This window comes from Roseibium salinum (assembly GCF_026240905.1).
GTDB classification, from domain to species: Bacteria; Pseudomonadota; Alphaproteobacteria; order Rhizobiales; family Stappiaceae; genus Roseibium; species Roseibium salinum.
On record NZ_JAPEVI010000003.1, the window covers coordinates 2,521,533 to 2,545,412 of the forward strand.

Genomic DNA, 23,880 nt, shown 5'->3' on the forward strand with positions numbered 1-23,880 from the left:
CCAACTCCGACCTGCATGTTTTTCGGCGTCAGCTTGCCCTCAAGACCCGCAGGAAACCATCGGATTCTCGCCCCGGCGACGATTGGTCGCCGGGGCGCGGCATTTGAGCAACAAGATATTGGACAAATAAATTGACCAATTGCGAATTAGCCGCTATTTTCCCCCGCAAGCAGAGGAAGCCGTCCGCATGTTTCAACCCGTCGATCATCAGAAAACGGCTGCCGCCGTGGTGGAGCAGATCGAAGATCTGATCCTGAAAGGCGTGCTGCAATCCGGCGACAAGCTGCCTGCCGAGCGGGATCTCGCGGAACAGCTGGCGGTATCACGGCCGGTGCTGCGGGATGCCTTGAAAATTCTGGAAGACAGGAAGCTGATCGAGGCCCGCCGCGGCGGGGAACCTTCGTCGCGGACCTGATCGGACCGATCTTCTCCGAAGCCATCGTTCAGCTGATCGCCCGCCATCCAACCGCCGTGAACGACTATTTCGAATTCCGGCGCGGCATCGAAAGCCAGGCCGCCGCACAGGCCGCCGGGCGCGCGGCGCCCTCCGACATTGCGCGGCTCGACGAGATCATCCGCGAGATGCAAGCAGCGCACGACAGTGCAGATCTGGCGGCGGAAAGCCGGCTGGATGTCGCCTTCCACCACGCCGTTGGCGAGGCTGCCCACAACGTCGTGATGCTGCACACCTTGCGGTCCTGCTACAGGCTGCTTGAAAACGGCGTTTTCTATAATCGCGGACGGCTCTACGACCACCCGACCGCACGGATCGAGCTCCTGCAGCAGCACAAGGCGATCGCCGATGCCATCCGGCAGGCAGATCCCGACAGGGCGCGCAAGGCCTCTGAAGACCATATCGACTATGTGCGTGGCACGCTCGACGACACCAGGGAAATGGACCGGCGGGAACAACTTGCCGGCCTGAGACGATTGAAAAAACCCAAAACTCCGGCTCGCACCTGAGCTCACCGGGAGGAAATACCATGACAGTTGTGACCGATACTGCGGACATGCAGGCCCTGGCGAAGCGCCGGGTACCGAAAATGTTCTACGATTATGCCGATACCGGCTCCTGGACACAGAGCACCTACCGGGAGAACGAAGCCGCCCTTCAGCGCCAGAAGCTGCGCCAGCGGGTCGCCCGCAACATCGACAACCGGTCCGTCAAGACCACGATGATCGGCCAGGAGGTCTCCATGCCGGTCGCCCTGGCGCCGGTGGGCATCACCGGCATGCAGCATGCCGACGGGGAAATCCTCGCCGCGCAGGCCGCGGAAGAATTCGGCGTGCCCTTCACGCTCTCCACCATGAGCGTCTGCTCCATCGAGGACGTCGCGGAGCACACGAAAAATCCGTTCTGGTTCCAGCTCTATGTCATGCGCGACCGCGGCTTTTCCGAAAGCCTCATGCAGCGGGCGCTGGCTGCGAACTGTTCGGCCCTGGTACTCACTCTCGATCTGCAGGTTCTCGGCCAGCGCCATCAGGACATCAAGAACGGCCTTTCCACGCCGCCGAACCCCAAGGCACGCGTGCTGCTCGACCTTGCGCTCAAGCCGCGCTGGTGCTGGAACATGCTGCTCACCAAACGGCGCCAGTTCGGCAACATCCACGGCCACGTTACCGGCGTCCATGACATGACCTCGCTATCGGAATGGACCGCCAGCCAGTTCGATCCGACGCTTGACTGGTCATCCGTCGAATGGGTGAAAAAGCACTGGAACCGCAAGCTGATCCTCAAGGGCATCAACGACGTCGAAGACGCGAAGATCGCCGCGGATCTGGGCGCGGATGCCATCGTGGTTTCCAATCACGGCGGACGTCAGCTCGACGGAGCTCTTGCCTCCTACGAGGTCTTGGGAGACATCGTCGATGCGGTGGGCGACAAGGTCGAAGTTCATTTCGACGGCGGCATCCGCTCCGGCCAGGACGTTTTCAAAGCCGTCGCCATGGGCGCGCGCAGCACCTATATCGGCCGGGCCTTCGTTTACGGTCTCGGCGCAATGGGCAAGCCGGGCGTAACCAGGGTGCTGGAGATCATCCACAAGGAACTGGACGTGACCATGGGCCTTTGCGGGGAAACCGACATTGCAAATGTCGGCCGGCACAATCTGGTTCTCAAGGACGGGCAGGCAAGGGACGCAAGGTCCCTCACACAGGGCGGCCGCCCGCAACCGGTCGCCGGATCTGCCGCGGCCTCGTGATCGTCGACGGACGCAGACCCAGCCGGGCCTTCATGCTTGCCGTCATATGGCTTTGCGAGGAGAAGCCGGCCTGAAGCGCAATCTCCGGCAGGGGACAGTCCGTCGTGGCGATCAGGCGCCGGGCGCGCTGGACCCTGCGGGTCAGGATGAAGTCGTAAGGCGTCTGGCCGCAGAAGGCGGAAAACGCCCGGCTCAGGAAACTGGCGGATACGCCGATTTCCCGGCCAAGGCGCGCCACCGTCAGGCCCGAGCCGAGATTTTCCTCGATCAGCTCCGTCAGGCGCCGGAAACGTCCCGAAGTCATCCATCTGGACGCCTTGCGGGGATTTCCTCCGCCCTGCGCGGCCGCGCTGAAGGCCCGCAGGCACTCTTCCAGGTCGAGCTGCCCGGGGCAGCTGCCGGCGAGCAGCCATTTCCTCAGCCTAGCCGCCGCGGGCAAGGCATCGGCGCCGCCGATATTGGTCCGGTAGGCATGCGCCCTCACCTCGATCGAGGCGCCGCTGACGACAAGATACTCCCCGCCTGCCGCCGAGGCGGAGCGGATGTCGCAGCCGTGCGGCGTGAGCGCCAGCGTGTTCGGCAGGCGGAAAAACGGCCCGACCCTATCCGACCCGACCGCATGACGTCCCGTCTGGGCATCGAAGGCAAAGCCGAGGCTGTCGGCCGGCGCGGTAAAGCCGACATCGTAGCCGGCAGCGGGCAGGAGGGACAGCTGGTGACCTGCCAGCGACAGAGATATCGGCCCGCTTGCCGCACCTGGGTGATCTGATAAAGGATACATGGCCGGGTGAATTTAACTGCCGCGGGTGAACGTACAAGCCTCTTTTGGTTCAGGATCCTGAAAGACGCGCTTCTTCGCGACGGATTACAAGAAGAGCCTGACATCAAGGTTTTCAGCAAGAGACGCCCCATGACACCGATTTTTTCAATGGATGAGCTTGAAGCCGTTTTTCCGGTTGTCCGGCGGCTCGTGCCCGAAACGCCGGCCTATAGCTGGCCGTTGCTGCAGGAGCGCTTCGGGTTCGAGGTTGCCGTCAAGCACGAGAACCACACACAGATCGGCGCCTTCAAGGCGCGCAGTTCGATCGTCTTCATCCAGAAGCATATCGACGCGCACGGACGGCCGAGCGGCGTCGTATCCGCAACGCGGGGCAATCACGGGCAATCAATGGCTCTCGCCGCGCGCAGCCTCGGCATTCCCGCAAGGATCGTCGTCCCCGAAGGCAACGCGGAAGGCAAGAACCGGGCAATGAGGGCCTTCGGCGCCGAACTTGTCATCGACGGCCGCGATTTCGATATCGCCAAGCGCACGGCGGAACGGATTTCCAAGGAAAGCGGGTTCCTGATGATCCCGTCCTTTCACAAGAACATCGTCATGGGCGTTGCGACCTATGCGCTGGAATTCTTCCGCACCCATCCGGACCTCGATGTTGTCTACGTGCCGGTCGGCATGGGCTCGGGCGCCTGCGGGCTGATCACCGTGCGCAATCTTCTCGGCCTCAAAACGGAAATCGTTCCTGTTGTCACCGAAAAGGCCCCGGCCTACGGGCTCTCCTTTGAAGCGGACAGGATCGTGACCACGGAGACCGCCGGAACATTCGCGGACGGCATGGCGTGCCGGGAGCCCGTTCAGGAGGCGCTGGACATTCTCAAGTCCGGCGCAGAACGCATGATCACGGTGAGCGACGACGAAATCGCCGAAGCCATCCGCATTCTTTACGCAGATACGCACAACCTGGCCGAAGGTGCCGGCGCCGCCGCGCTGGCCGCCCTGCGCCAGGACGCGGCGAGGCTCAAGGGCCGGAAGGCCGGCGTCATCCTCTCGGGTGGCAACCTCGACGAGGCGGCCATGCGCACCGTCCTGGCCGGCGGGACGCCATCGGTCTGAACGTCTAGAGCAGCGCCAGCCAGGCTCCGGAGATGGCTGCCCCGATCGCATCCGCTCTTGCCGCGTGACGCTCCGCGTCGGTCTCGAAGCGCTGGTCCCAGTCGGGCGTATGGGCGCGGATATCATCGGCGAAAACATCGGACCACGCACGGGCGTCCTCCAGTCCCGTTTCGAAGTGGAACTGGACCGCGTAGGTGGCCCGGCCCACGCGGAAGGCCCGGACGGGCGTCATGGCGCTTGTCGCCAGATGCACCGCCTCCCGGGGCAGGCTCACCGTATCGCTGTGCCAGTGAAACTGCGGTCCCCCGGCGCCCAACTCCTTGAGCACGGGATCGGCGGCCCCTTCGGCGGTCGGGAGAACCTCGTGCCAGCCGAATTCGACGGGACGGCCGAGAATGTTGCCGCCGCCGAACGCCCGGGCGATCAGCTGCGATCCGAGGCATATGCCGAGAACCGGCTTGCCTTGCCGGTGAAACGTCCTGATCAGTTCGCACACGCCGGGCATGTGCGGATAGGCGTCATCCGCCAGGGCGTCCTGCGCTCCCCCAAGCACCACGACGCCGCTGTACTCACCGGCTTCCTGCGGCAGGGGCTCGCCAAGATAAGCCTGGACGGTGGTCCAGTCGTGCCCGGCCGTACGGGCGGTTCGTCCCAGCAGGCCGAGCCGGGTGTTCTGGTAATTCTCAATGACGAGAAAGGTCATCGTGCCCCCTGCCCGGTGCAAAAGCGGATGTTCAGAATCGCGGTTCGGCACGAAACTACTCATCTGCCCCGGTTATGGGAACATCAAAAACAATCATTTGTCTTGAAGTGTTGGCGGTTCCAGACTGGCTTATCATTCCCCATTCGGATGACACCGCCATGAGCGTTGCCGCACCTGCCTTTCGCAATCAATCGTCTGCATTCACGCCCGCCGATTACGGGCTTTACGCCATCACGGTGCTTGCCTGGGGCTTCAGCTGGATTGCCATGAAGGGACAGGTTGCGACGGTCGCGCCGGAAGTGTCGGTCTTCTGGCGGTTCGTCCTGGCGGCCGCGATCATGATGGCCTGGGCGAGATACCGCGGGCACAGAATGACGTTCCGGCTGCAGGACCATTTACGCTTCGCAGGGCTCGGCGCGCTGTTGTTTTCGACCAATTTTACGCTGTTCTACTATGGCGCCTCGCATCTGCCATCGGGCCTGCTCGCGGTGATCTTCTCCACCACGTCCATCTTCAACCTGTTTCTGGGGCTGATCCTCTTCGGCCAGCGGCCGAACATGCTGGCACTGGCGGCCGGTCTCCTCGGGATTACCGGCATAGGGCTGATGTTCTGGCCGCAGCTTGCAGGCGCCGAATTCAACGACGGCGGCGCTTTCGGCCTTGCCATGTGTATCGGCGGCACGCTGTCCTTCTGCCTGGGCAATATGCTGTCCGCCGATACCCAGCGGCGCGGCATCGCCGTGACGCCCGCAACCGCCTGGGGCATGGTCTACGGCATGGTGTTTCTGGGGGTCGTTTCGGCGCTGAGGGGACAGAGCTTTGCGATCGAATGGTCGGCCAGCTATCTCGGCAGCCTCGTCTACCTGGCCGTCATCGCCTCGGTGATCGCCTTTGCCTCGTACCTGACGCTGCTGGGCCGCATCGGTTCGGCGCGGGCCGGTTACGCCACCGTTCTCTTCCCCCTTGTCGCGCTGACCTTGTCGACCCTATTCGAAGGCTATCAATGGACGCCGCTCGCCGCCGCCGGAGTGCTCTGCGTCCTGGGCGGCAACCTGATGATGCTGCGCGCCAGGTGACCTATTCCGCGGCCAGCTGGCCTGCGCCATTGCCGACATTGCCGATCGCGGCGATCAGGTGATTGCAGAGCTTGTCGTGCATGTTCTCCCGGGCCGAATCCGACCGCAGCAGCGCAATGTCGCAGAACGGCAGGGACGGGAAACCGTCCCGCTCGTCCAGGATGCGCATGCCCTCGCGGATGGCGCTTTCGGGGAACACGGTGACGGCAAGGCCCGCCTGCACGGCGCCGACAAGAGCTGCCGCGCTCGAGCTGGTATAGGACACCCGGTACGGCCGCCCGGCCCGGTCCAGCGCGTCCATGGAGATGCGCCGCCAGCAGCAGGTCGCCGGTCCGAGCGCGAGCCGAATGACGTCCTGGGTGTGGGCGGAATGCTGGTTGGACGTAACCCAGTAGAGCTGTTCGCGCCGGATGATTTCACCGCGGATGTTCAACGTGTCGCCGGACGTGGTGATGGCAACGTCCAGCGCCCCGTCGCGGATCGCTTCGGTAAGCTTGGCGCTCGACGAACACTCGACGAGAACCTCGATCGACGGATTGAGCCGGTTGAATGCCGCCAGAACCTGAGGCAGCAGCCGGTCGGTGTAATCGTCCGGCACGCCGAGCTTCACATGGCCGACTTCCTTCTGGCCGTTGAAGGCCGACAGGGTCTCGTCGTTCAGAAGGATCATGCGCCGGGCGAATTCGACCAGGCGCAGGCCGTCCTCGGTCAATCTGGACTGACGGCCATCCTTGATGAAGATCGGCTGTCCGACCCGCTCTTCCAGCCGGCGCATCTGCATGGAGACCGCAGACTGCGTCTTGTGAACCGCCTCACCGGCCTTGGTAAAACTTCCCAGCTCAGCTATCGCCAAAAACGTACGCAACTGATCAATATCTAGTGCGTGATTCATGCAAGACCCCATAAATGATCCACAGATCAGCCGGCAATTTGAGAATCGAATTGATCATGGAACGATATATCACATTTATTCACGTTTCAACGGCAAATTGCCTGCGATACCTCAACGCAACGCAGTGCAACTCATTGAAATGCGAGGTGTAATCCGCCTTCTCCGAGAATCACTCGGCCGCTTGCGGGACAGAAAGGTTATCGAGTGAAGAAACGATATGTTCCACCAGAGCGTCGGTGACCCTGGAGCTGTTATGCCAGGAGCGCATGATGCCGATTTCGCATTCGGGAAGGCGCGGAAAGCCGTCGGACTCCGTCAGCACCCGCATGCCCGACCTCAGGGCGGATTCCGGCAGCACGGAAATCGCAAGCCCGGCGAGCACGGCGGCACCGACCGCAGTGGAGTTCCAGCTCGAATAAAGCAGCCGGTGTTCGCGCATCTGGTCGCTCAGCGCGTTGATGGCCGCCTTGCGCCAGTCGCAGGTTGCGCGCCCGAGCGCGAGCGGAAGCGGCGACTCGTTCTCCACCGCGTGGCGGGCAGAGGCGACCCACAAAAGCGGTTCCCGGCGAACCAGATCGACGTTCTTGCGGCCCTTCCTCTGAACGTGCGTGATGATGGCGACATCCAGCTCGCCTTCGGCGATCATGTCCGCAAGGTTCGGGGTCGGTGCGCACACGACGCTCACCTCCGCCTTGGGATTTGATCTGGAGAACCTCGCCAGGATTTCAGGCAGGAAACGGTCGGCATAGTCGTCCGGCGTGCCGAGCCGCACGAGACCGGCCAGTTCCGTATCGTCGAAGGCGGCCAGGGTCTCGTCATTCAGCTGAACCAGGCGGCGCGCATAGTGGAGCAGCCGCTCGCCATGTTCGGTCAGCCGGGATTGACGGCCGACCCGTACGAACAGCGGTTTCCCGATCCGCTCTTCCAGGCGGCGCATCTGCATGGAGACGGCGGATTGGGTTTTGTGCACGTTGTCCGCAGCCCGCGTGAAGCTGCCGCCCTCGGCAATGGCGACGAAGGTTCTGAGCTGGTCCAGGTCGAGCATAAGCACCTCAAACATAAGCGAAGCTCATACTTAGCATAGAACACATTCACATATGAAATGTTTTATTCCACGACCCGCAGACCGGGCCGGCGAGATACGGCGCGCCCTTCAACATCACAAGTTATGATCAATGTCATCACAAACATTCGTTGGATTAATGTTTTGAGAATGTCCATTTAGAGAGTGTTCCAAAGACGAGGATAGCCACAACTGGCGCGGAACAGGCTGCCGGAAATTTCTCCGGCCGCTCACAGGAGACCTATGCCATGACACATTCTGCAAGCACCCCCTTCTTCGCTCTTCTCGGGCAGGCGGCTGTCCGTGCATGGCGCGTATATAGCAACCGCCGCCAGATCGCAGAGCTCAAACACTGGACCGATGATCAGTTGAAGGACATCGGACTGACGCGGAGCGATGTTCGACGAGCCTTGGCTCAGCCTTTCTACTCGGACCCGACATCTGTTCTGAACGCCTCCCCGGCGCTCCGCCAGGCCCCGAATTACAGCGCAGCCAACGCCCCCACCGACAAGCCGGAACTCACGCTTGTCGAGACCCGCAAGAGCGACGGGAAGCTGGCCGCCTGACCTCTACATGCAGCCCCTGTCGGCAAGCCTTGCTGACACAACTGACCCGCCTTCCGGCGGGTCTTTTTTGACCGTTGAACAGGCAGACAAGCGTCGTTTTCTAGGGTGCGTACCCTAGGGTACGGATCCATAAAATTGAATGCACTGGTCTCTCTGGAGCGGACCGTATCCAAGGCGCGAAGGCGCGGGAAACCCGGCCGGTTTTCAAGACTTCGCAACGCAGGAGACAGTCCGCTCCAGAGAGATCCGACGGACGCCAAAACGGCTGCGAGCAGCAGCGTCAAAGCCCTTGGCCGATGCACAAGCATCGACCTGCGGACTTTTCCTCCCTGCTCCATGCCGTTTTGACGCCAGTGCGTTCAATTTTATGGATCCGTACCCTAAGGATTGCGGTAATCCCGGGCCGCCCGTTCGAAGAAGCTGTCGAAGGCCTTGAACTGGCTGGACTGGAAATCCCGGCCGGCCTCCATCCAGCCCGAGACCATCTCGTCGAATTCGGACGTCTTGTCGCCGGCCGCTTGCTCGGCCGGGGGAAGTTCGTCTTCCTCGGGGGTCACTTTCACTTCCGGCTCGGGCCCGGGCTCTTCCTCAGGCTCGGCGCTGTCGGGAACGATGCTCGCCGGTTGCAGGAAAGCGCCCCAGAAGGACTGCATGGCGTCCGCATAGCCCTGCAGATAGTCCACGGGCGTCGGTTGCGGCTTCGGCCGGCCACGGGCAAAGCCGCGCAGGTAGGCGTCCAGGAGGTTGCGCGCCTCGCCATGCACGAAGGGCCGGGCGATCTGCCCCATGGCGAGGGTGGCAGCCACGGGCATCATTTCCTGAATGGCGTCGCGCTGCAGGCCGGTGAACGCCGAGACCTGCGCGGCCACTGCCTGCTGCACCGCCTCAGGACCGAAGAACGGGGTAAGCGCCGCGTCTGACGGGCTCTGGAACAGGCGCGTATAGCCAGCAAACGGATTTTGCTCGGCCGCCGCCTGCGGCGAGGACTGGCTCAGGAATTCGTTGAAGCCGGGGATCGCACCGCCGAAATGACGAAAGCCGTTGAAGGCAGCCGGCATCAGCTGTTCCATCACGCGGCTCAAATCCGTATCGGACCAGCCAAACCGTTCTCGTACATCTTCCATGACGGTGAAGATGTCGAATGGAGGAGCTGCCTTATCGTTGCCTGTCATTGCACTGCTCCGGTCCTGCCCTGTGTCCGATCACCTGTCCGCCTCCCTGCGAGCGCAAGGGAACGGGGTGGTCGGGAACAGAGTGAACCCTTGTGCACGCAAGGTCAATTCGTTGACCAAAAAGGGCGTAGTCTTCACGTCAGCGCCCGTCAGGATAAAGGGCGCTCAATAGGCGTATTCGCGGAAGACCTGTGAGATATCGCCCTTCCAGGATCCGTGGTAACGCTGCAGAAGAACGTCTGCCGGACACATGCCCGAGGCCAGGCCCTCCTCGACGGGCGCGAGATGAACCCGCTCGTCCAGATCGCCGTCGCTCAGCCGGTTCCGGCGTTTGAGGCCTTCCTGCGCCAGCGCCAGAACGTCCTTCGCGACGTCCAGCACGGTGCCGCTGCGGAACGGTGTCTGCAGGGCATGCCGCGGAACGTCGCGGCGCAGCGCCGCCCGCTCTTCCTGTGTCCAGTCCCGGACCAGTTCATAGGCCTGGTCCAGAATCCCCTTGTCGTAGAGCAGCCCGACCCAAAGCGCCGGCAGCGCACAGATGCGCCGCCAGGGGCCGCCGTCGGCGCCGCGCATTTCGATGTATTTCTTCAGCCGCACATCGGGGAAAAGGGTCGACAGGTGATTGTTCCAGTCGCCGATGCTCGGGGTCGCGTCCGGTATCCTGCCCTTCAGGGCGCCGTTCATGAACTGGCGGAAGGTGGTATCGGTGACGTCGTAATAGGTCGTGCCCCGCTTGACGAAATACATCGGCACGTCCAACGCCCATTCCACATAGCGTTCGAAGCCGAAGCCGTCCTCGAAAGCGAACGGCATGTCACCGGTGCGGTCGCCATCGGTATCGGTCCAGATCTGGGCGCGGAAGGACTTGAAGCCGTTCGGCTTTCCCTCCGTGAACGGAGAATTGGCGAAGATGGCGGTTGCGACCGGCTGGAGCGCGAGGCCGACACGCATTTTCCTGACCATGTCGGCTTCGCTGGAAAAATCGAGATTCACCTGAATGGTGGAGGTGCGGTACATCATGTCGAGGCCCAACGAGCCGACCTTCGGCATGTAGTTGGTCATGATCTCGTAGCGGGATTTCGGCATGCGGGGCATGTCCGCGCGCGACCAGGTCGGCGCCATGCCGATGCCGAGGAAGCCGATGCCCAGGGGTTCGGCGACCTGACGCACCTGGGCCAGATGCTGGTTGGCTTCCCGGCAGGTCTCGTGCAGGTTATCGAGCGGCGCGCCCGACAGCTCGAACTGGCCGCCCGGCTCGATGGAAATCGCTCCGCCGCCGAGGTCGTCCGCAAGACCGATGATCTTGCCCGCGTCTTCGATCCGCTCCCAGCCGATGAGACCTTCCATACCCGCGAGCACCGCCTCGACGCCGTTGGACCCTTCATAGGGGATCGGGGTCAGTTCCTTCAGGCAAAAGCCGAATTTCTCGTGTTCGGTGCCGATCCGGAACCGGTCTTCCGGCTTGCTGCCCTCGTCGAGGGTCGCGGCCAGGTCCGCAACAGTTTCAATCGGTGTGGAGTCGACCGTATCGCGGGCCATGAAACCGTCCTAGTTGATGCGCGGCCCGTCGGGCTGCCGTGATCACAAGCGCTTATTGAGCTTGCGTGATTTAGGTTTCCTGAAAGGAGAATGCAAGCTGGGAATACCGGCTTGGTGAAGCTCACGCGATTCTGAAGACCTGTAAAGGCTCCGTGCGCCCGCGCAAGCTGACCGGGCCAAGGCTTACGGCCCCTGCTCCTGCCGGCAGCCCGGCCATCGTCTCGCCGCTGGCGAGGGCGATGACCTTGGCATCCGGGTCCACCTGCTTTCCGTATTCCTGCAGCCGGGCAGCGACATTCACCGCGTCCCCGATGACGGTGTAGTTCATGCGCGCCGAGGAGCCGATGTCGCCGACGACCACCTTTCCGGTGTGAACCCCTATGCGCACGCGCATGGCCGCGGACGGCGACTGCTCTATTGTCTCGGCAAGCGCCTTGACGGCCGCGATCGCCAGAGCGGCATGGTCCGGCTGATCTGACGGGGCGCCCCAGAAGGCCATGACCCCGTCGCCGAGAAACTTGTCGATCGTGCCGTGTCGCTCGACGATCGCGCCGGAGACCGTTTCGAAATAGCCGTTGAGATAAGCGGCCGTCTCCTCGGCCGACATCTGCGAGGCCATGGTCGTGAAGCCCGCGAGATCGGCGAAGACGATCGTCATCTCCTTGATTTCGACATTGCGGGCATCGGTCATGCCCTCCTCGACGAGGCGGGACACCAGCTGGCGCGGAACGTATTTGGCAAAGGCATTCAGCGCTCCGATGGAGCCGTTGAAAGCCTGGTTGACGTCGTCCAACTCGGCCAGCCGCGAGCGCGGCAGGCGCACGGCGCCGTCGAAATCGAGCTGGCGGAGCCCGGCCGCCGTGTGCGCCAGTCGGCTCAGCGGGCGGCCCAGCATCCGGCCGACCGAAAAGGACAGAACCGCCCCCACGAACAGCGCCATGAGCGCGGCATAGAGGACGATCTTGGTCTGGTCGAGCGCGGCACCGAATTTTTCGGCCCGGTAAAGCACACCGAGGACCCAGCCGTCCGCCGGTCCGGCGGGCATCTCGGCGTAGATTGCGGTGAACATCCCGTTCTCGGCCGGGAACACCCGGCCGCTGATCTGCCCGCCCATATCGTGGCCGCGCTGCTGTTCAGCCCATATCCGGTGCAGCGGGGAGCCGGTCAGGCCGGCAAGATCCGGAAGCGGCCGTTCCGGCGTGGCGGCGAAATCCTCCGGGGGAAGGCCATCCACCACGATCGCCTTGTCGCGTCCGGAGAGAATGAACACCTGCTGGCGTTCCTCCCAGGTCATGGTGCCTGCAAGCCGCGCGAAGACCGGCTGAGGGTAATAGGCGGCCAGGGTTTGGCCGTTGCGAAGATCGATCTCGGCGACCTTTACAGCGGTCTCGAAGCCGGGAACGTGGCGGAACCTCGACCAGGCGACCTGGGGCATCTCGTCTGCGGGCTCCTCGCTCAGCACCGCGCGGCCAAGTTCGAGTGTCACGCCTTCAGGCGCAAGCCTCCGGTAGGGCGCAAGATCCGCCTCGCTGAGCGGGGCTCCGGTTTCAAGGGTGCGGGCGGCAATGGACCGCAAAAGCAGATCCTGCTCCTGGAAAAAACCGGTCAGTACGGCCTGGTTGGCCTTGAGGACGGCCAAGCCCTGTTCGTCCAGAAGCCTGCCGGCGATCCGGCGGTCCGCGGCGGCCATATAGGCGATGATGATGCCGCAGATGATGACAAGAAGGACCGAAAACACCAGGCCCAGGGCCACACCGACCGGCAGGCGGAACCGCCGGTGGCCCGCGTCGTGTTCCCGGGAGCGGCGGCTCCCCTCCAATGCGGCGGGGCTTGAACTGCCTTCACCGCCCACCTCGCCGGGAATAACGATGTCTCCTGCCATCAGCTCACTTCCAGTCGCCCAGAGCGGCCTGGATGACCGTGAGTGCGGCGACCGCGGCAGTGTCGGCCCTGAGGATGCGCGGCCCGAGCGGGATCGGCGTGACGAAATCCAGGCCGCGCAACTGCTCGCGCTCCTCGTCCGAGAACCCGCCTTCCGGGCCGATCAGCACGGCAAGCGGCTGGGGGCCGGTCTCCTTGATCTGGGCAAGGGTCAGAAGCGGATTGTTGGTGCCCTCGCCCTCGTCGCAAAAGAGCAGGCGCCGCCCGGGTTGGGAATCGGGCCAGACGGCCAGCACTTCGCTCAAGGGCTGGGGTGCCAGAACTTCGGGAACGGACAGGACGCCACATTGCTCGGCCGCCTCGATCACGTTCGCTTCCATGCGTTCCAGGTTGACGCGGCTTGCCTGAGTATGCTGGGTCATGACCGGTTTCAGGCTGCCCGCTCCCATTTCCACCGCCTTCTGCACCATATAGTCGAGGCGCGCATGCTTGAGCGGGGCGAACATGTACATCAGGTCGTTGGGCCGGGTCTGCTCGCGGGTGCGCTCGATCAACTGCAATGCGCATTCCCGGCGCCCGTTGCTGGAAATCTTCGCAAGCCACTCGCCGTCGCTGCCGTTGAACACAAGCACGTAGTCCCCGTCGTTCATGCGCAGGACATTCAACAGGTAGTTCGACTGGCCGCGGTCCGCTTCTATCCGCGCGCCGTCCGCGAGAATGTGTCGGAGAAATAGACGCTGCATTTTGAACTCGTATTTTGCCATGATTTTAGAAGTAGGCGCTCGATTATGTGGGTTTCAAGGCGGACCGGGTCCGTATCGCATCCATTCACAGTATTCGATTATGCGAGTCGGACCCACCCCCTTGTCGTTTCCTTGCAAATCGACGGCCGCGACCCGGATGCAGCGATGCCCGCGGCACCAACGGATTGCCGCCGGCCCTTTCATCCTGCGCACTTGACCCTTTGCCGCTTAACGGCCAGTTTTCACTTCTCAAGAGGGAATCATCCGTGTCCGAGCAAGCCACCAACGCCGCCGAATTCACCGTTTCCGAGATCTCCTTTTCCATCAAACGCACGATGGAGGACACTTTCGGCTACGTGCGGGTGCGCGGCGAGCTGGGGCGGATATCGCGGCCCGGGTCCGGCCACATCTATCTTGACCTGAAGGATGACCGCGCCGTGCTTTCCGGCGTCATCTGGCGCGGGGTCGCGTCCAAGCTGAAGATCCAGCCGGAACAGGGGCTGGAGGTGATCGCGACCGGCAAGATCACCACTTTCCCCGGCCAATCCAAATACCAGATGGTGATCGAGGCGCTGGAACCGGCCGGGGCCGGCGCGCTGATGGCGCTGCTGGAAGAGCGCAAGAAGAAGCTGGCCGCCGAGGGCCTGTTTGCCGAAGAACGCAAGCAGCCGCTGCCGCCCCTGCCGAAGGTCATCGGCGTCGTGACCTCGCCCACCGGCGCCGTCATCCGCGATATTCTTCACCGCATCGCCGACCGTTTTCCCCTGCATGTCCTGGTCTGGCCCGTACGGGTGCAGGGTGAGACGTGCGGCGCGGAAGTGGCGAACGGCATCAAGGGATTCAATGCTCTCGCCCCGGACGGCCCGATCCCGCGCCCGGATCTGCTGATCGTCGCCCGCGGCGGCGGCAGCATCGAAGATCTTTGGGGCTTCAACGAAGAAGCGGTCGTGCGCGCAGCCGCCGAAAGCGCGATCCCGCTGATATCGGCCGTCGGTCACGAGACCGACTGGACGCTGATCGATCTTGCCGCCGACCGCAGGGCGCCGACCCCCACGGGCGCGGCGGAGATGGCCGTGCCGGTGAAATCTGAATTGATGTCGATGATCGACGACCGGTCCCGCCGGCTCAATTCGGGCCTGGTCCGCTTCGTCAGCTCGCGGCGCACGGAACTGCGCGCGGCCAGTGCCGCCCTGCCCGCACCGCAGGACCTTCTGGCCCTGCCGCGCCAGCGGTTCGACACGCTGGCGAGCAGTCTTGAGCGGGCGCTGATCGTCAGCACGAAAACCCACCGCACCCACCATCAGAATTTCGCCGGCCGTCTGTCGCCGATCCTGCTGACCCGGCTCACTTCCAAGGCGCGCCAGGATCTCGTTGCCACCAGCGAGCGGCAGCAGCGGGCCCTGCGCGTCGCGGTCTCCCAGAAGCGCCAGGCGTTCGAGGCCTGCGCCATACGGCTGACACCCGGCCGTCTCCGGCAGCAGACGACGCTGTGCAGCGAACGGCTCTCGGGACTGGCCGAGCGGCTCGACCGCTCTTATCTCGCGCGCGTCAACCAGGAAAAGGCGCGGCTCGACGGTCTGCAGAAGCTGTTGAAATCGCTTTCCTACAAGGACGTTCTCGCGCGTGGATATGCGGTCGTGCGTGATGACGGCGGCCAGCCGGTGCGCTCGGCCGAAACCGTTTCCTCCGGAGCGGCGCTGTCAATCGAGTTTGCCGACGGCACGGTCGACGCGGTCGCAATGAGCGGCAGCGCCCCATCCAAGCCGGCAAAGCCGAAGAAAAGCGGCTCAGGCAAGGCGGCGCCGGTCAAGCAGGGCAGTCTGTTCTGATTGTCGCCGCGCGCGCTGCGGAAACCGCCTTTCCCGGCGCCGGTCATTTCATCAGATTTTAGCCAATTCCTTTACGCCAATTTCAAAACATGGCGCCTATCAATGGTTGCATAATTGATTTTTTGTGAATTGGGGGCACCTGGACAATGCAAAGGAAAGAGTTTGGAAAGCGTGGCGCGAGCGCGCATTCAACACCTCAGTGGACTACAACCACACCGCAACGGTCTCTTCCGGACGTTCGATCGTTCACGCCGGGCACAGTGACATTTGACGACGGTACGCGTTTTTCCGCAGGCACCATGATCTGGGGCATGTTCAGCACCATGTTCAGCTTTCAGGGCCGCGTCGGCAGACTGACCTTTTTCGGCATGACCACGCTCAATTTCATCCTCATGATAATGTTGTGCAGCCTTATTCTCGCAAGCTACGGTTTCTCGTTGGAGAACGCCCAATCGCCATTAATCTTCGACGCCCTGTGGCCCATGTTCATTGTGTTTGCCTTCTTTAGCGGCAGCAATCTGTCCTATCAGGTAAGACGATTTCACGACCGGAACGTTTCGGGGTGGTGGATGCTCGCCTGGTTCATCCCGGTGGTCGGATCGTTCCTGAGCCTGTATCAGAGTTTCGCCAACCTGTTTTTCCGCGGCACGCCCGGGCCGAACCGCTTCGATACAGTGCAGAGCCAAGCCTACGTCTTTGACTGATACGGCTTCCTTTTCCTTGGCAACACAGCCCTCAAACAAGAACGCCACCGGAGCATCATCCGGTGGCGTTCTTTCGTTTCACTGGGTGAACCCGCAAAGCGTCAGCCCATCAGCTCCGGCAGGATGGTGATGATCGACGGGAAGGCCAGCAGACCTGCGATCGTCAGCACGTCGGCGATGAAGAACGGGACACAGCCGCGGAAGACCTCCTGGACCGGGATATCGGGTCTGACACCCGAGACCACGAAGCAGTTGAGGCCGATGGGCGGTGTGATCAGGCAAAGCTCGGCCATCTTGACGACCAGAATGCCGAACCAGATGGCGCAGGCTTCGCCCGACATGCCGAAAGCGCTGTCGGCCGCCGAAACGGTCTCGCCGCCATTGAGCGCCATCACCGCCGGATAGACCACCGGCAGGGTCAGGATGAGCATGCCGATCGCATCCATGAACATGCCGAGGACGGCATAGCACAGCAGGATGCAGACCATCACGATCCACGGTGAGAATTCCAGGCTGACGATGAACTCCTCGAACGCATCGGGCAGGCCGGCAAAGCCCAGAAAGCGCACATAGAGCAGCACGCCCCAGATGAGCGTGAAGATCATCACCGTGAGCTTCGCGGTTTCATGCAGGGCCTGGCCGAGCTGCTTCAATCTCATGCCCTTGACGATGGCAACCATCAGCACGACGAAAGCACCGAGGGAGCCGGCCTCTGTCGGCGTTGCCAGGCCGAAGAAGAAGGCGCAGAAGATGATCGCCACCACGGCTATGATCGGCAGGGTTCCAGGCAGGCTTTCAAAGCGCTGCCCCCACGAAAAGCCCCGCACCGGCGGTGCGTCCCCGCGCCAGGCGGAAATCCCCACGATGATGCCGACATAGATGAAGGCGGAAAAGACGCCGGGCAGGAAACCCGCGATCAGCAGCTTGCCGACCGACTGTTCCACCAGGATGGCGTAGATCACCAGGATCGCCGACGGCGGGATGAGCGATGCCAGCGTGCCACCGGCGGCAACGACGGCCGCCGACAGGCGCTTGGAATATCCGGCCTGCAGCATTTCGGGAATGGCCACACGAGCGAAGACGGCAGCCGTGGCGACCGATGCACCGGAGACGGCGGCAAAGCCCGCCGTCGCAAAGACCGTCCCCACCGCCATGCCGCCAGGCAGCCAGCCGAGCCAGCGTTTTGCCGCCTCGAACAGTTGCTGGGTGAAGCCGGCGTAGAAGGCCAGAAACCCGATCAGGATAAAGGTCGGAAGCACCGACAGGGCGTAGGTGACGGATTTGGAATGCGGTATCGTACCGGCCATCTTCAGGGCGACGAAAAATCCGCGCTCAAAGCCCATCTGCATCGAAAAATGGACGATCAGGCCGACAAGGCCGGTAAAAGCGGCCGCAAAGGCCACGCGCACACCCAGGATGACAAGCAGCAGCAAGACGCCCGTCATCATGAGGCCAACTTCAAACGGCGTCATTTGTCATCCCCTGCAATATGCTCGTCACCGAAGACCTCTTCGATTTCGTGCTTGGCGACTTCTTCGACTTTCTCGATCACCGGCACGGCGAGAGGTTCGCGGGCGGGATCGGCGATCAGGCGGGCATAGCCGTAAGCCTGCAGGACAAGGCGGAGCAGGAGAACGCCGAGGGCAACCGGCACAACCAGCTTGGACGGCCAGGTGGGCAGGCGGATGTCCATGGTGCTGTCGCCGATCGTCCAGGAGCGGTCGAAATGGTACCAGGACCCCCAGATCAGCAAGGCAACCGTGAAGGCGATCAGGATCACGCCGAGCAACTCGCAGATATAGAGCGTCCGGCCGCGCAACGTGCCGAGCACGATCTCCATGCGGATGTGACCACCGACGCGTTGGCAATAGGCGACGCCCGCAAAGGCGAAGATCGCCATGGCCTGTTCGGTGATGTCGATGAAGCCGGGAACCGGCATGTTGAAGGCCAGGCGGCCGACCACCTGGACAACGGCCAGCAGCATCAATGACAGGATGGCGAACGCGGCGACCAGGTTGAAGGCGTTCTCGACGTGTCCGAGCCAGCCGTCGAAGCGGATATAGGCGACCGGGCGTTCCGGATCGGAACGTCCACCGGGATCGGTAATGTTCATGATTGTCAGCCCCGAGCGATGGCTCCCCGGCGCGGGATGCGCCGGGAAGCGTTCAAATCAAGCCAGGTTATGCGGGCCTATTCGGCGATGGTCGACTTGACCATGTCCAGGATTTCCTGAGCCGGAAGGCCATTCGCGGACTGCTCTTCCACCCAGGCCTTGTGGATCGGGCCGGCCTTTTCGGAAAAGGCAGCCAGTTCCTGCTCGGAGAACTCGACCTGCGTGACGTCACGCTTTTCCAGTTCCGGCCACCACTTCTCATAGACCTTGTCGTAGGTCGCCATGTAGTGAGCAAGGGCTGGCTGGACGGAGCTGTCGAGGGCGGCCTTGAAGTCGTCCGGAAGCGCTTCATAGGCGTCGATATTGACCACCACCGGGCACTGGACGGTGCCGGGATTGAGGTTCTTGGTCCACCAGTCGGCAACTTCCACCACCTTGAAGGACAGGTGGGCATGAGGGGCGAAGCTGGCGGCACGAACGGTGCCCGAGTCGATCGCCTGGTAGGTTTCCGATGCCGTCACGGATGTCGGCACGGCGCCGACGGCTTCCATCAGCTGGCCGATACCGCCGAGCGCACGCACGCGCATGCCCTCGAAGTCGGAGATGGCCTCCGGCGCTTCACCCTTGCCGGCGAAGTTGTATTGCGGCATCGGCGAGGGCATCAGGGCCATGGCGTTCCAGCGGCCGAGATCCTCTTTCACCGCCGGATGCTCATAGAGCTTCATGGAGACCTTGGTCTCTTCACTGAGATCCTCGACACCCAGGAACGGCAGTTCCAGAACGGTCAGGCTCGGGTTCTTGTCCGGATGGTAGGAAGCACAGATCTGCGCCATTTCAAAAGCACCGAAGGAAATGCCGTCGAGATTCTCGCGGGATTTCGACAGGGCTTCGCCGTAGTGCAGATTCAACTCGAACTTGCCGTCCGTCTTTGCGGAGACCTCTTCGGCGAGTTTCTCGACATGTTCGGTAAAGGCGCGCCGCTTGCCCCAGAGCGAAACGTTCCAGGTGACGTCGGCCGCGAATGTTTCTGTCGCAAATACAAGAGAAAGCGCAGCCGCGGACACCGCGGTTGCGGACTTAATTGAAAAGAGCATGAAATCCTCCCAGATCAGTTGGCTCAGTTCCTTGGCCCCTCGGCCTGGCCGTTCATGACGAAACAGACCGTACCAAGTTGCCTGTCCCTAGCATGACCCGTGCCAGTCCGGCTTGACAACACTCCGCCAAGCGAAAACAGCGCTTTTGGCGGGCCTGCCTGTCCAATGCTGCGATGCAGCTCGGCAAGATCTTGCCTATGCCCGGGAGTTTTCGGCGAAATTCCGCCGATGGCATTACGTTTCGGCGAGATCCGCAACGCCGGACTGCTCGCGATTGAGGCCCAGGCGGGCCATCTTTTCGTTCAGGGTCCGGCGGGGCAGATTGAGCTCGCTCATGACATCTGCCATGCGTCCGCCGTGGCGACGCAGTGCACCTTCGATCAGATTGCGCTCGTAGGCGTCCATCAGCTCTTTCAGGCCGCCTTCCGCGGGGATCGGTCCGGTGTCCCGGCGCCCGGTGACCAGTGCCTCCAGCGGCTGCGGTCCGACACCGGCATTGAGCACGAAGCGTTCGGCCGCGTTGCGCAGTTCACGCACGTTGCCGGGCCAGGAATAGGTCTGCAGGAAGGCCTCGTCCCGGGCGCTCGGTGCCGGCACGTCCTGGCCGTATTGTGCGGCAAACCTGTTCAGGAACGTATCGAACAGCAGAAGGCTGTCGCGGCCGCGCTCGCGCAAGGGCGGGACCATGAGTTCGATCGTGTTCAGCCGGAAGAGCAGGTCCTCGCGCAGACGCCCCGCGACGACCGCTTCCTTCGGATCCATATTGGCAGCGCTCACCAGCCGGATATCGACGTCGACCGGCCTTGTCCCGCCGATGCGGTCGACCTGCTTTTCCTGCAGGACCCTAAGAAGCTTCGGCTGCAGGCCGAGCGGCATGGAAACGATCTCGTCCAGAAACAAGACGCCGCCGCTGGCCGCTTCGATCCGGCCGGTCCGCTGGCGGTTCGCACCGGTAAAGGCCCCCGCCTCATGTCCGAACAGTTCCGCCTCCACCATGCTTTCCGGCAGGGCCGCGGCGTTGATCGCGATGAACGGTCCGTCCTGGCGCGGGCTGAAGTCATGCAGCGCCTGGGCAATCACTTCCTTGCCCGTGCCCGTCTCGCCCGTGATCAGGACCGCGGCGTCCGTACGGGCAAAATGCAGGATCTGCTGGCGCAGCGTCTGCATGGCCGGACTGTTGCCGATCAGGCGGCTTTCAAGGCCGGCACTGCCGGCCAGCTGGCCTTTCAAAGCCCGGTTTTCCAGGACAAGGGCACGCTTGTCGCAGGCCCGGCGCACCACTTCGGCGATGTGGTCCGGGTCGAAGGGTTTTTCGACGAAGTCGTAGGCTCCGGCCCGCATGGCTTCGACGGCCATCGGCACGTCTCCGTGGCCGGTGATCAGCACGACGGGCAGCTCAGCATCGATATCGCCGGTCCGGCGGAGCAGAGACACGCCGTCTTCTCCCTCCAGCATCACGTCGGAAACCACGCAGCCGCCGAACTCCGGCGTGAGCTTCGAGACAGCCTGATCCGCGGTGGCCACTTCCAGCGTGCTGAATCCGGCCAGTCTGATCCATTGGCGCAAGGCGGCACGCATGGACGGGTCGTCATCGACGATCAGAACGGGTGTTTTGTCCGGTTGGTCTGTCATTGGGCGGCTTCGGTCTCCAGTTTGCCGGAAGGGCTGCTTGCGGGCGTCATACCGGCAACGCCCGGAAGACTGAGCTCGAATTGCGCACCTTTAGGTATATTGGCGGAGACTGACAAGGTGCCGCCCAGATCCTCGGCGAGCCGCATGGAGATGGCCAGGCCCAGTCCCATGCCGCCCGAACTGCTCTTTGTGGAGAAGAACGGATCGAAGATCCGCTCCCGAAGATCCTCCGGAATGCCAGGGCCGTTGTCGGAGATCGTCAGGACAACGTGACCGTCCTGGAGGCCCGCCCGCAGGGAAACGATCCCTTCGTCTTCGGACGCAGCCGCGTCCGCGCCGTTGCGCAACAGATTGACCAGGATCTGCTCGATGCGCAGCGGCGCGGTTTCCGCTTCCAGCGGCTCCTCGGGCAGGTCCAGCCTGAGGGCAACTCCGGTTTCCTCGAAACGGGGCCGCACGATCTTCTCCGCCGTCCGCACGCTTTCCCGCAGGTCGATCTTCTCGATCCGGCTTTCCCCCGGACGCGCGAAGCGTTTCAGTTCCTGCGTGAGGCTGGCCATCCGCAACTGCAGGGAATCGATCTCGTCGAGGTTCTCGGCCGCCGTCTGCGTGTCGCCCTTGTCGAGAAACTTGCGCGTGCCGGCGACGAACATCCTGAGCGCGGACAGCGGCTGGCTCAGTTCATGCACCACGGCCGCCGACATTTCGCCGACCGCGGCCAGGCGACTGGAGCGGGCGAGCGCGCGCTCGATGCGCCGGCGTTCCTGGATTTCCTCCACCAGGCGGGTGTTGAGTTCCTTGAGCTCCGCGGATTCCCGGCGCAGCAGCAGCGAAGCCTTGCGCAGGCGCCTTCCGCGCAGCACCAGCACGATGACCGCATAGACAAGGCAAAGCGTGATCGTCGCCGTCCAGATCGGCAGCACGCTCTTGCGGGTTTCTTCAACCGGGACCAGGAAATGCAATGTCCAGCCGAGCAGGCCGACATCCGCCGAATTGTGCCGGTAGACATTGCCGTCGATGGTCAAGAGATCCTTGGACTGGACGGGCTGATCGCCAACCGGCTCCAGGCTCTGGCCCGCATATTGTTTTGTGGCCTCGATCATCTGCCGGATGTCGCCCGGCAGAGCCGACATGCTGCGATAGCGCCATTCCGGCCGGCTGGAGAGAAAGATCACGCCATTGGCGTCGGAAGCGAAAACCGTCTCGCCGCCTTCCGCCCAGGCTTCTTCCAGCGGCCGCATATCGACCTTGACCACCGCCACGCCCAGGGGTTCGCCGGAGACCGGGGTCGGCCGGGAAAGGAAGAGCCCCGGCTCGCCGAGCGTTGCCCCGATGGCAAAGAACTGGCCTTCCTCGCCATTGATCGCGGCTTTGAAATACGGCCGGAACCCATAGTTCCGCCCGACAAGCGACAGACGGTCCTGCCAGTTGCTGGCGGCAAGGGTCGTGCCTTGAGCGTTCATCACGTAGAGCAGGTCGGCGCCGGAGTTTTCCGCCATTTCCTGCAGGAAGCGGTTGGCGCTCTCCACCGGCTGGCCGAGCCCGAGGGCGGAAGTAGCCCGCGGGTCGCGTGCGATCATGTAGGGCAGATAACGGAACTTCTGGTACTCGCCAAGGATTGTCTGACGATAGAGCGTCAGACGTTCGGCCGCCGTGCGGTCGACACTGTCCTCGTCCAGCTCCAGAAAGAGCTGAACCAGCACGAATGCGGCGGCCACGAGAACGAGGGGCGGCAGCGCCAGATAGAACCAGCGTTTGTACATCCGCTCATAATGCGTATTTTTTTCAGGATCGCCAGCCGGCAACGCCCGGAGGATTTGATACGCGTCAAGGACACGCGCCTGACGTGCCCTATATGTAATTTGCAAGGCTGATCAAGATGGTTCTTCCAGCTCAAGGAGGGGTAAATGCCTATCAAGGATATTCTGACTGTACTCGATCTCAGCGGCGATCAACCGGCCGCCAAATACGCGATGGAATTCGGCCTCAACTATGATGCACATGTCACGGGGCTGGCGGTGTCCTTCGAACCTGTGGTGCCCGCATTCGCGGCAGCTCCAATGCCGGTCGACTATCTGCAGGCCGCCCATGAGCAGGCCGTATCGGCCGCAAAGGACGCACAGAAGCAGTTCAACGAAATGGCAAGGCGGGCCGGGGTCAGGAGCGAAAGCCGGGTCTCGGAAATTCTTACCGGCGGACCGCTGGAAAACGTGCTTGTCCATTGCCGGCCGACGGACCTTGTGGTGATCGGCCAGAGCAACCCGGACCAGCCCGAACCGATGCGCGAGCTTCTGATCGAGACCATCCTGTTCGAAAGCGGCGTCCCGGTTCTCCTGGTGCCGTATATCGGCAGCAAGTCCTACCAGCCGAAAAAGGTTCTGATCGGCTGGGACGGCAGTTCCACCGCAACCCGCGCCATTCACGCTGCGCTGCCCATCCTGGAAAGGGCGGACGACATCACGGTCCTGGTGATCGAGAAAAAGTCAAACCCGGCCAATGGCCAGCCGGGTGCCGACGTCGCCAATTACCTCGCCCGCCACAACATGAACGTCACCATCTCGGTGGTCACCAATCCGCAGGCAAGCATCGCCGACACGGTGCTGAACCATGTCTCCGACAATGGAAACGACCTCGTGGTGATGGGTGGCTACGGCCACAGCCGCATGCGTGAATTCCTGTTTGGGGGCGCCACGCGGGAAATCCTCGAGGAAATGACGATTCCGGTCCTGATGGCCCACTAAGCCTCAATGCGGAAATTCACAGGCCCGCGGACCCGATGCGATC

General features: G+C 62.8%; 20 protein-coding genes and 1 pseudogene. 8 read left to right on the forward strand and 13 right to left on the reverse strand.

All coding sequences use genetic code 11. From position 1 onward, the window contains the following. The first annotated feature begins 187 nt into the window (after positions 1–187). Positions 188–963: pseudogene (locus ON753_RS26740) on the forward strand (FadR/GntR family transcriptional regulator). Between the two features lie 20 nt (positions 964–983). Further along, positions 984–2,201, forward strand: coding sequence for an alpha-hydroxy acid oxidase (locus ON753_RS16245; protein WP_265963656.1), 1,218 nt, complete (start codon positions 984–986; stop codon positions 2,199–2,201). Here ON753_RS16245 and ON753_RS16250 read toward each other — a convergent pair. Continuing rightward, entirely contained in the window at positions 2,149–2,982 is an 834-nt protein-coding gene (locus tag ON753_RS16250; RefSeq protein ID WP_265963657.1) for an AraC family transcriptional regulator, read from the reverse strand. The genes ON753_RS16245 and ON753_RS16250 overlap by 53 nt on opposite strands. A 129-nt stretch (positions 2,983–3,111) precedes the next feature. Between ON753_RS16250 and ON753_RS16255 the strand changes: the two genes are divergently transcribed. After that, a complete protein-coding gene (locus tag ON753_RS16255; RefSeq protein WP_265963658.1) occupies positions 3,112–4,089 on the forward strand; it encodes a threonine dehydratase in 978 nt (325 codons plus the stop codon). A 4-nt stretch (positions 4,090–4,093) separates the two neighbouring features. Here the strand turns inward: ON753_RS16255 and ON753_RS16260 are convergent, their stop codons facing one another. After that, a complete protein-coding gene (locus ON753_RS16260) occupies positions 4,094–4,792 on the reverse strand; it encodes a type 1 glutamine amidotransferase (RefSeq protein WP_265963659.1) in 699 nt (232 codons plus the stop codon). A gap of 158 nt (positions 4,793–4,950) precedes the next feature. On the opposite strand from ON753_RS16260, the gene ON753_RS16265 reads away from it, so the two are divergent. After that, positions 4,951–5,868: a DMT family transporter gene (locus ON753_RS16265; protein WP_265963660.1), complete on the forward strand. Its 918-nt coding sequence runs from the start codon at positions 4,951–4,953 to the stop codon at positions 5,866–5,868. Position 5,869: 1 nt separating this feature from the next. Here ON753_RS16265 and ON753_RS16270 read toward each other — a convergent pair whose 3' ends face one another. Next, positions 5,870–6,760 carry a LysR substrate-binding domain-containing protein gene (locus ON753_RS16270; RefSeq protein WP_265963661.1) on the reverse strand — a complete coding sequence of 297 codons (891 nt, stop codon included), beginning with the start codon at positions 6,758–6,760 and terminating at the stop codon, positions 5,870–5,872. A 169-nt stretch (positions 6,761–6,929) separates the two neighbouring features. After that, positions 6,930–7,805: a LysR substrate-binding domain-containing protein gene (locus tag ON753_RS16275; RefSeq protein WP_265967183.1), complete on the reverse strand. Its 876-nt coding sequence runs from the start codon at positions 7,803–7,805 to the stop codon at positions 6,930–6,932. A 266-nt stretch (positions 7,806–8,071) separates the two neighbouring features. On the opposite strand from ON753_RS16275, the gene ON753_RS16280 reads away from it, so the two are divergent. Next, a complete protein-coding gene (locus ON753_RS16280) occupies positions 8,072–8,389 on the forward strand; it encodes a DUF1127 domain-containing protein (protein WP_265963662.1) in 318 nt (105 codons plus the stop codon). A 380-nt stretch (positions 8,390–8,769) separates the two neighbouring features. Here the strand turns inward: ON753_RS16280 and ON753_RS16285 are convergent, their stop codons facing one another. The 4 genes from ON753_RS16285 to ON753_RS16300 all read right to left on the reverse strand — a co-directional run bounded on the left by ON753_RS16285 (position 8,770) and on the right by ON753_RS16300 (position 13,745). Further along, complete coding sequence (locus ON753_RS16285; RefSeq protein ID WP_265963663.1) at positions 8,770–9,561, reverse strand: DUF937 domain-containing protein; 792 nt, start codon at positions 9,559–9,561, stop codon at positions 8,770–8,772. 165 nt (positions 9,562–9,726) lie between these two features. Then, positions 9,727–11,100, reverse strand: coding sequence for a glutamate--cysteine ligase (locus tag ON753_RS16290; protein WP_265963664.1), 1,374 nt, complete (start codon positions 11,098–11,100; stop codon positions 9,727–9,729). 121 nt (positions 11,101–11,221) lie between these two features. Continuing rightward, positions 11,222–12,982, reverse strand: a complete 1,761-nt coding sequence (locus ON753_RS16295; protein ID WP_265963665.1) for an adenylate/guanylate cyclase domain-containing protein — start codon at positions 12,980–12,982, stop codon at positions 11,222–11,224. 4 nt (positions 12,983–12,986) lie between these two features. Beyond that, positions 12,987–13,745, reverse strand: coding sequence for a 16S rRNA (uracil(1498)-N(3))-methyltransferase (locus ON753_RS16300; protein WP_265963666.1), 759 nt, complete (start codon positions 13,743–13,745; stop codon positions 12,987–12,989). A gap of 245 nt (positions 13,746–13,990) precedes the next feature. Between ON753_RS16300 and xseA the strand changes: the two genes are divergently transcribed. Beyond that, positions 13,991–15,553, forward strand: a complete 1,563-nt coding sequence (gene xseA, locus ON753_RS16305) for an exodeoxyribonuclease VII large subunit (RefSeq protein WP_265963667.1) — start codon at positions 13,991–13,993, stop codon at positions 15,551–15,553. Between the two features lie 260 nt (positions 15,554–15,813). Next, positions 15,814–16,257 (forward strand): DUF805 domain-containing protein, encoded by a 444-nt coding sequence (locus ON753_RS16310; protein ID WP_265963668.1) that lies wholly within the window; start codon positions 15,814–15,816, stop codon positions 16,255–16,257. A gap of 101 nt (positions 16,258–16,358) precedes the next feature. Here the strand turns inward: ON753_RS16310 and ON753_RS16315 are convergent, their stop codons facing one another. From ON753_RS16315 to ON753_RS16335, 5 genes are all read right to left on the reverse strand, one after another. Next, the gene (locus ON753_RS16315) at positions 16,359–17,729 is read right to left on the reverse strand and encodes a TRAP transporter large permease (protein ID WP_265963669.1); all 1,371 of its coding nucleotides are present in this window, start codon (positions 17,727–17,729) and stop codon (positions 16,359–16,361) included. Then, the gene (locus ON753_RS16320) at positions 17,726–18,370 is read right to left on the reverse strand and encodes a TRAP transporter small permease subunit (protein ID WP_265963670.1); all 645 of its coding nucleotides are present in this window, start codon (positions 18,368–18,370) and stop codon (positions 17,726–17,728) included. The genes ON753_RS16315 and ON753_RS16320 overlap by 4 nt, the downstream gene beginning before the upstream one ends. Positions 18,371–18,447: 77 nt before the next feature. Further along, entirely contained in the window at positions 18,448–19,464 is a 1,017-nt protein-coding gene (locus ON753_RS16325) for a C4-dicarboxylate TRAP transporter substrate-binding protein (RefSeq protein ID WP_265963671.1), read from the reverse strand. Between the two features lie 234 nt (positions 19,465–19,698). Beyond that, the gene (locus tag ON753_RS16330; RefSeq protein WP_265963672.1) at positions 19,699–21,096 is read right to left on the reverse strand and encodes a sigma-54-dependent transcriptional regulator; all 1,398 of its coding nucleotides are present in this window, start codon (positions 21,094–21,096) and stop codon (positions 19,699–19,701) included. Beyond that, a complete protein-coding gene (locus ON753_RS16335) occupies positions 21,093–22,859 on the reverse strand; it encodes a sensor histidine kinase (protein ID WP_265963673.1) in 1,767 nt (588 codons plus the stop codon). Before ON753_RS16335 ends, ON753_RS16330 begins: the two co-directional genes overlap by 4 nt. Positions 22,860–23,003: 144 nt before the next feature. Here ON753_RS16335 and ON753_RS16340 point away from each other — a divergent pair, with 144 nt between their 5' ends. Then, positions 23,004–23,837: a universal stress protein gene (locus ON753_RS16340; RefSeq protein ID WP_265963674.1), complete on the forward strand. Its 834-nt coding sequence runs from the start codon at positions 23,004–23,006 to the stop codon at positions 23,835–23,837. Positions 23,838–23,880 lie beyond the last annotated feature (43 nt).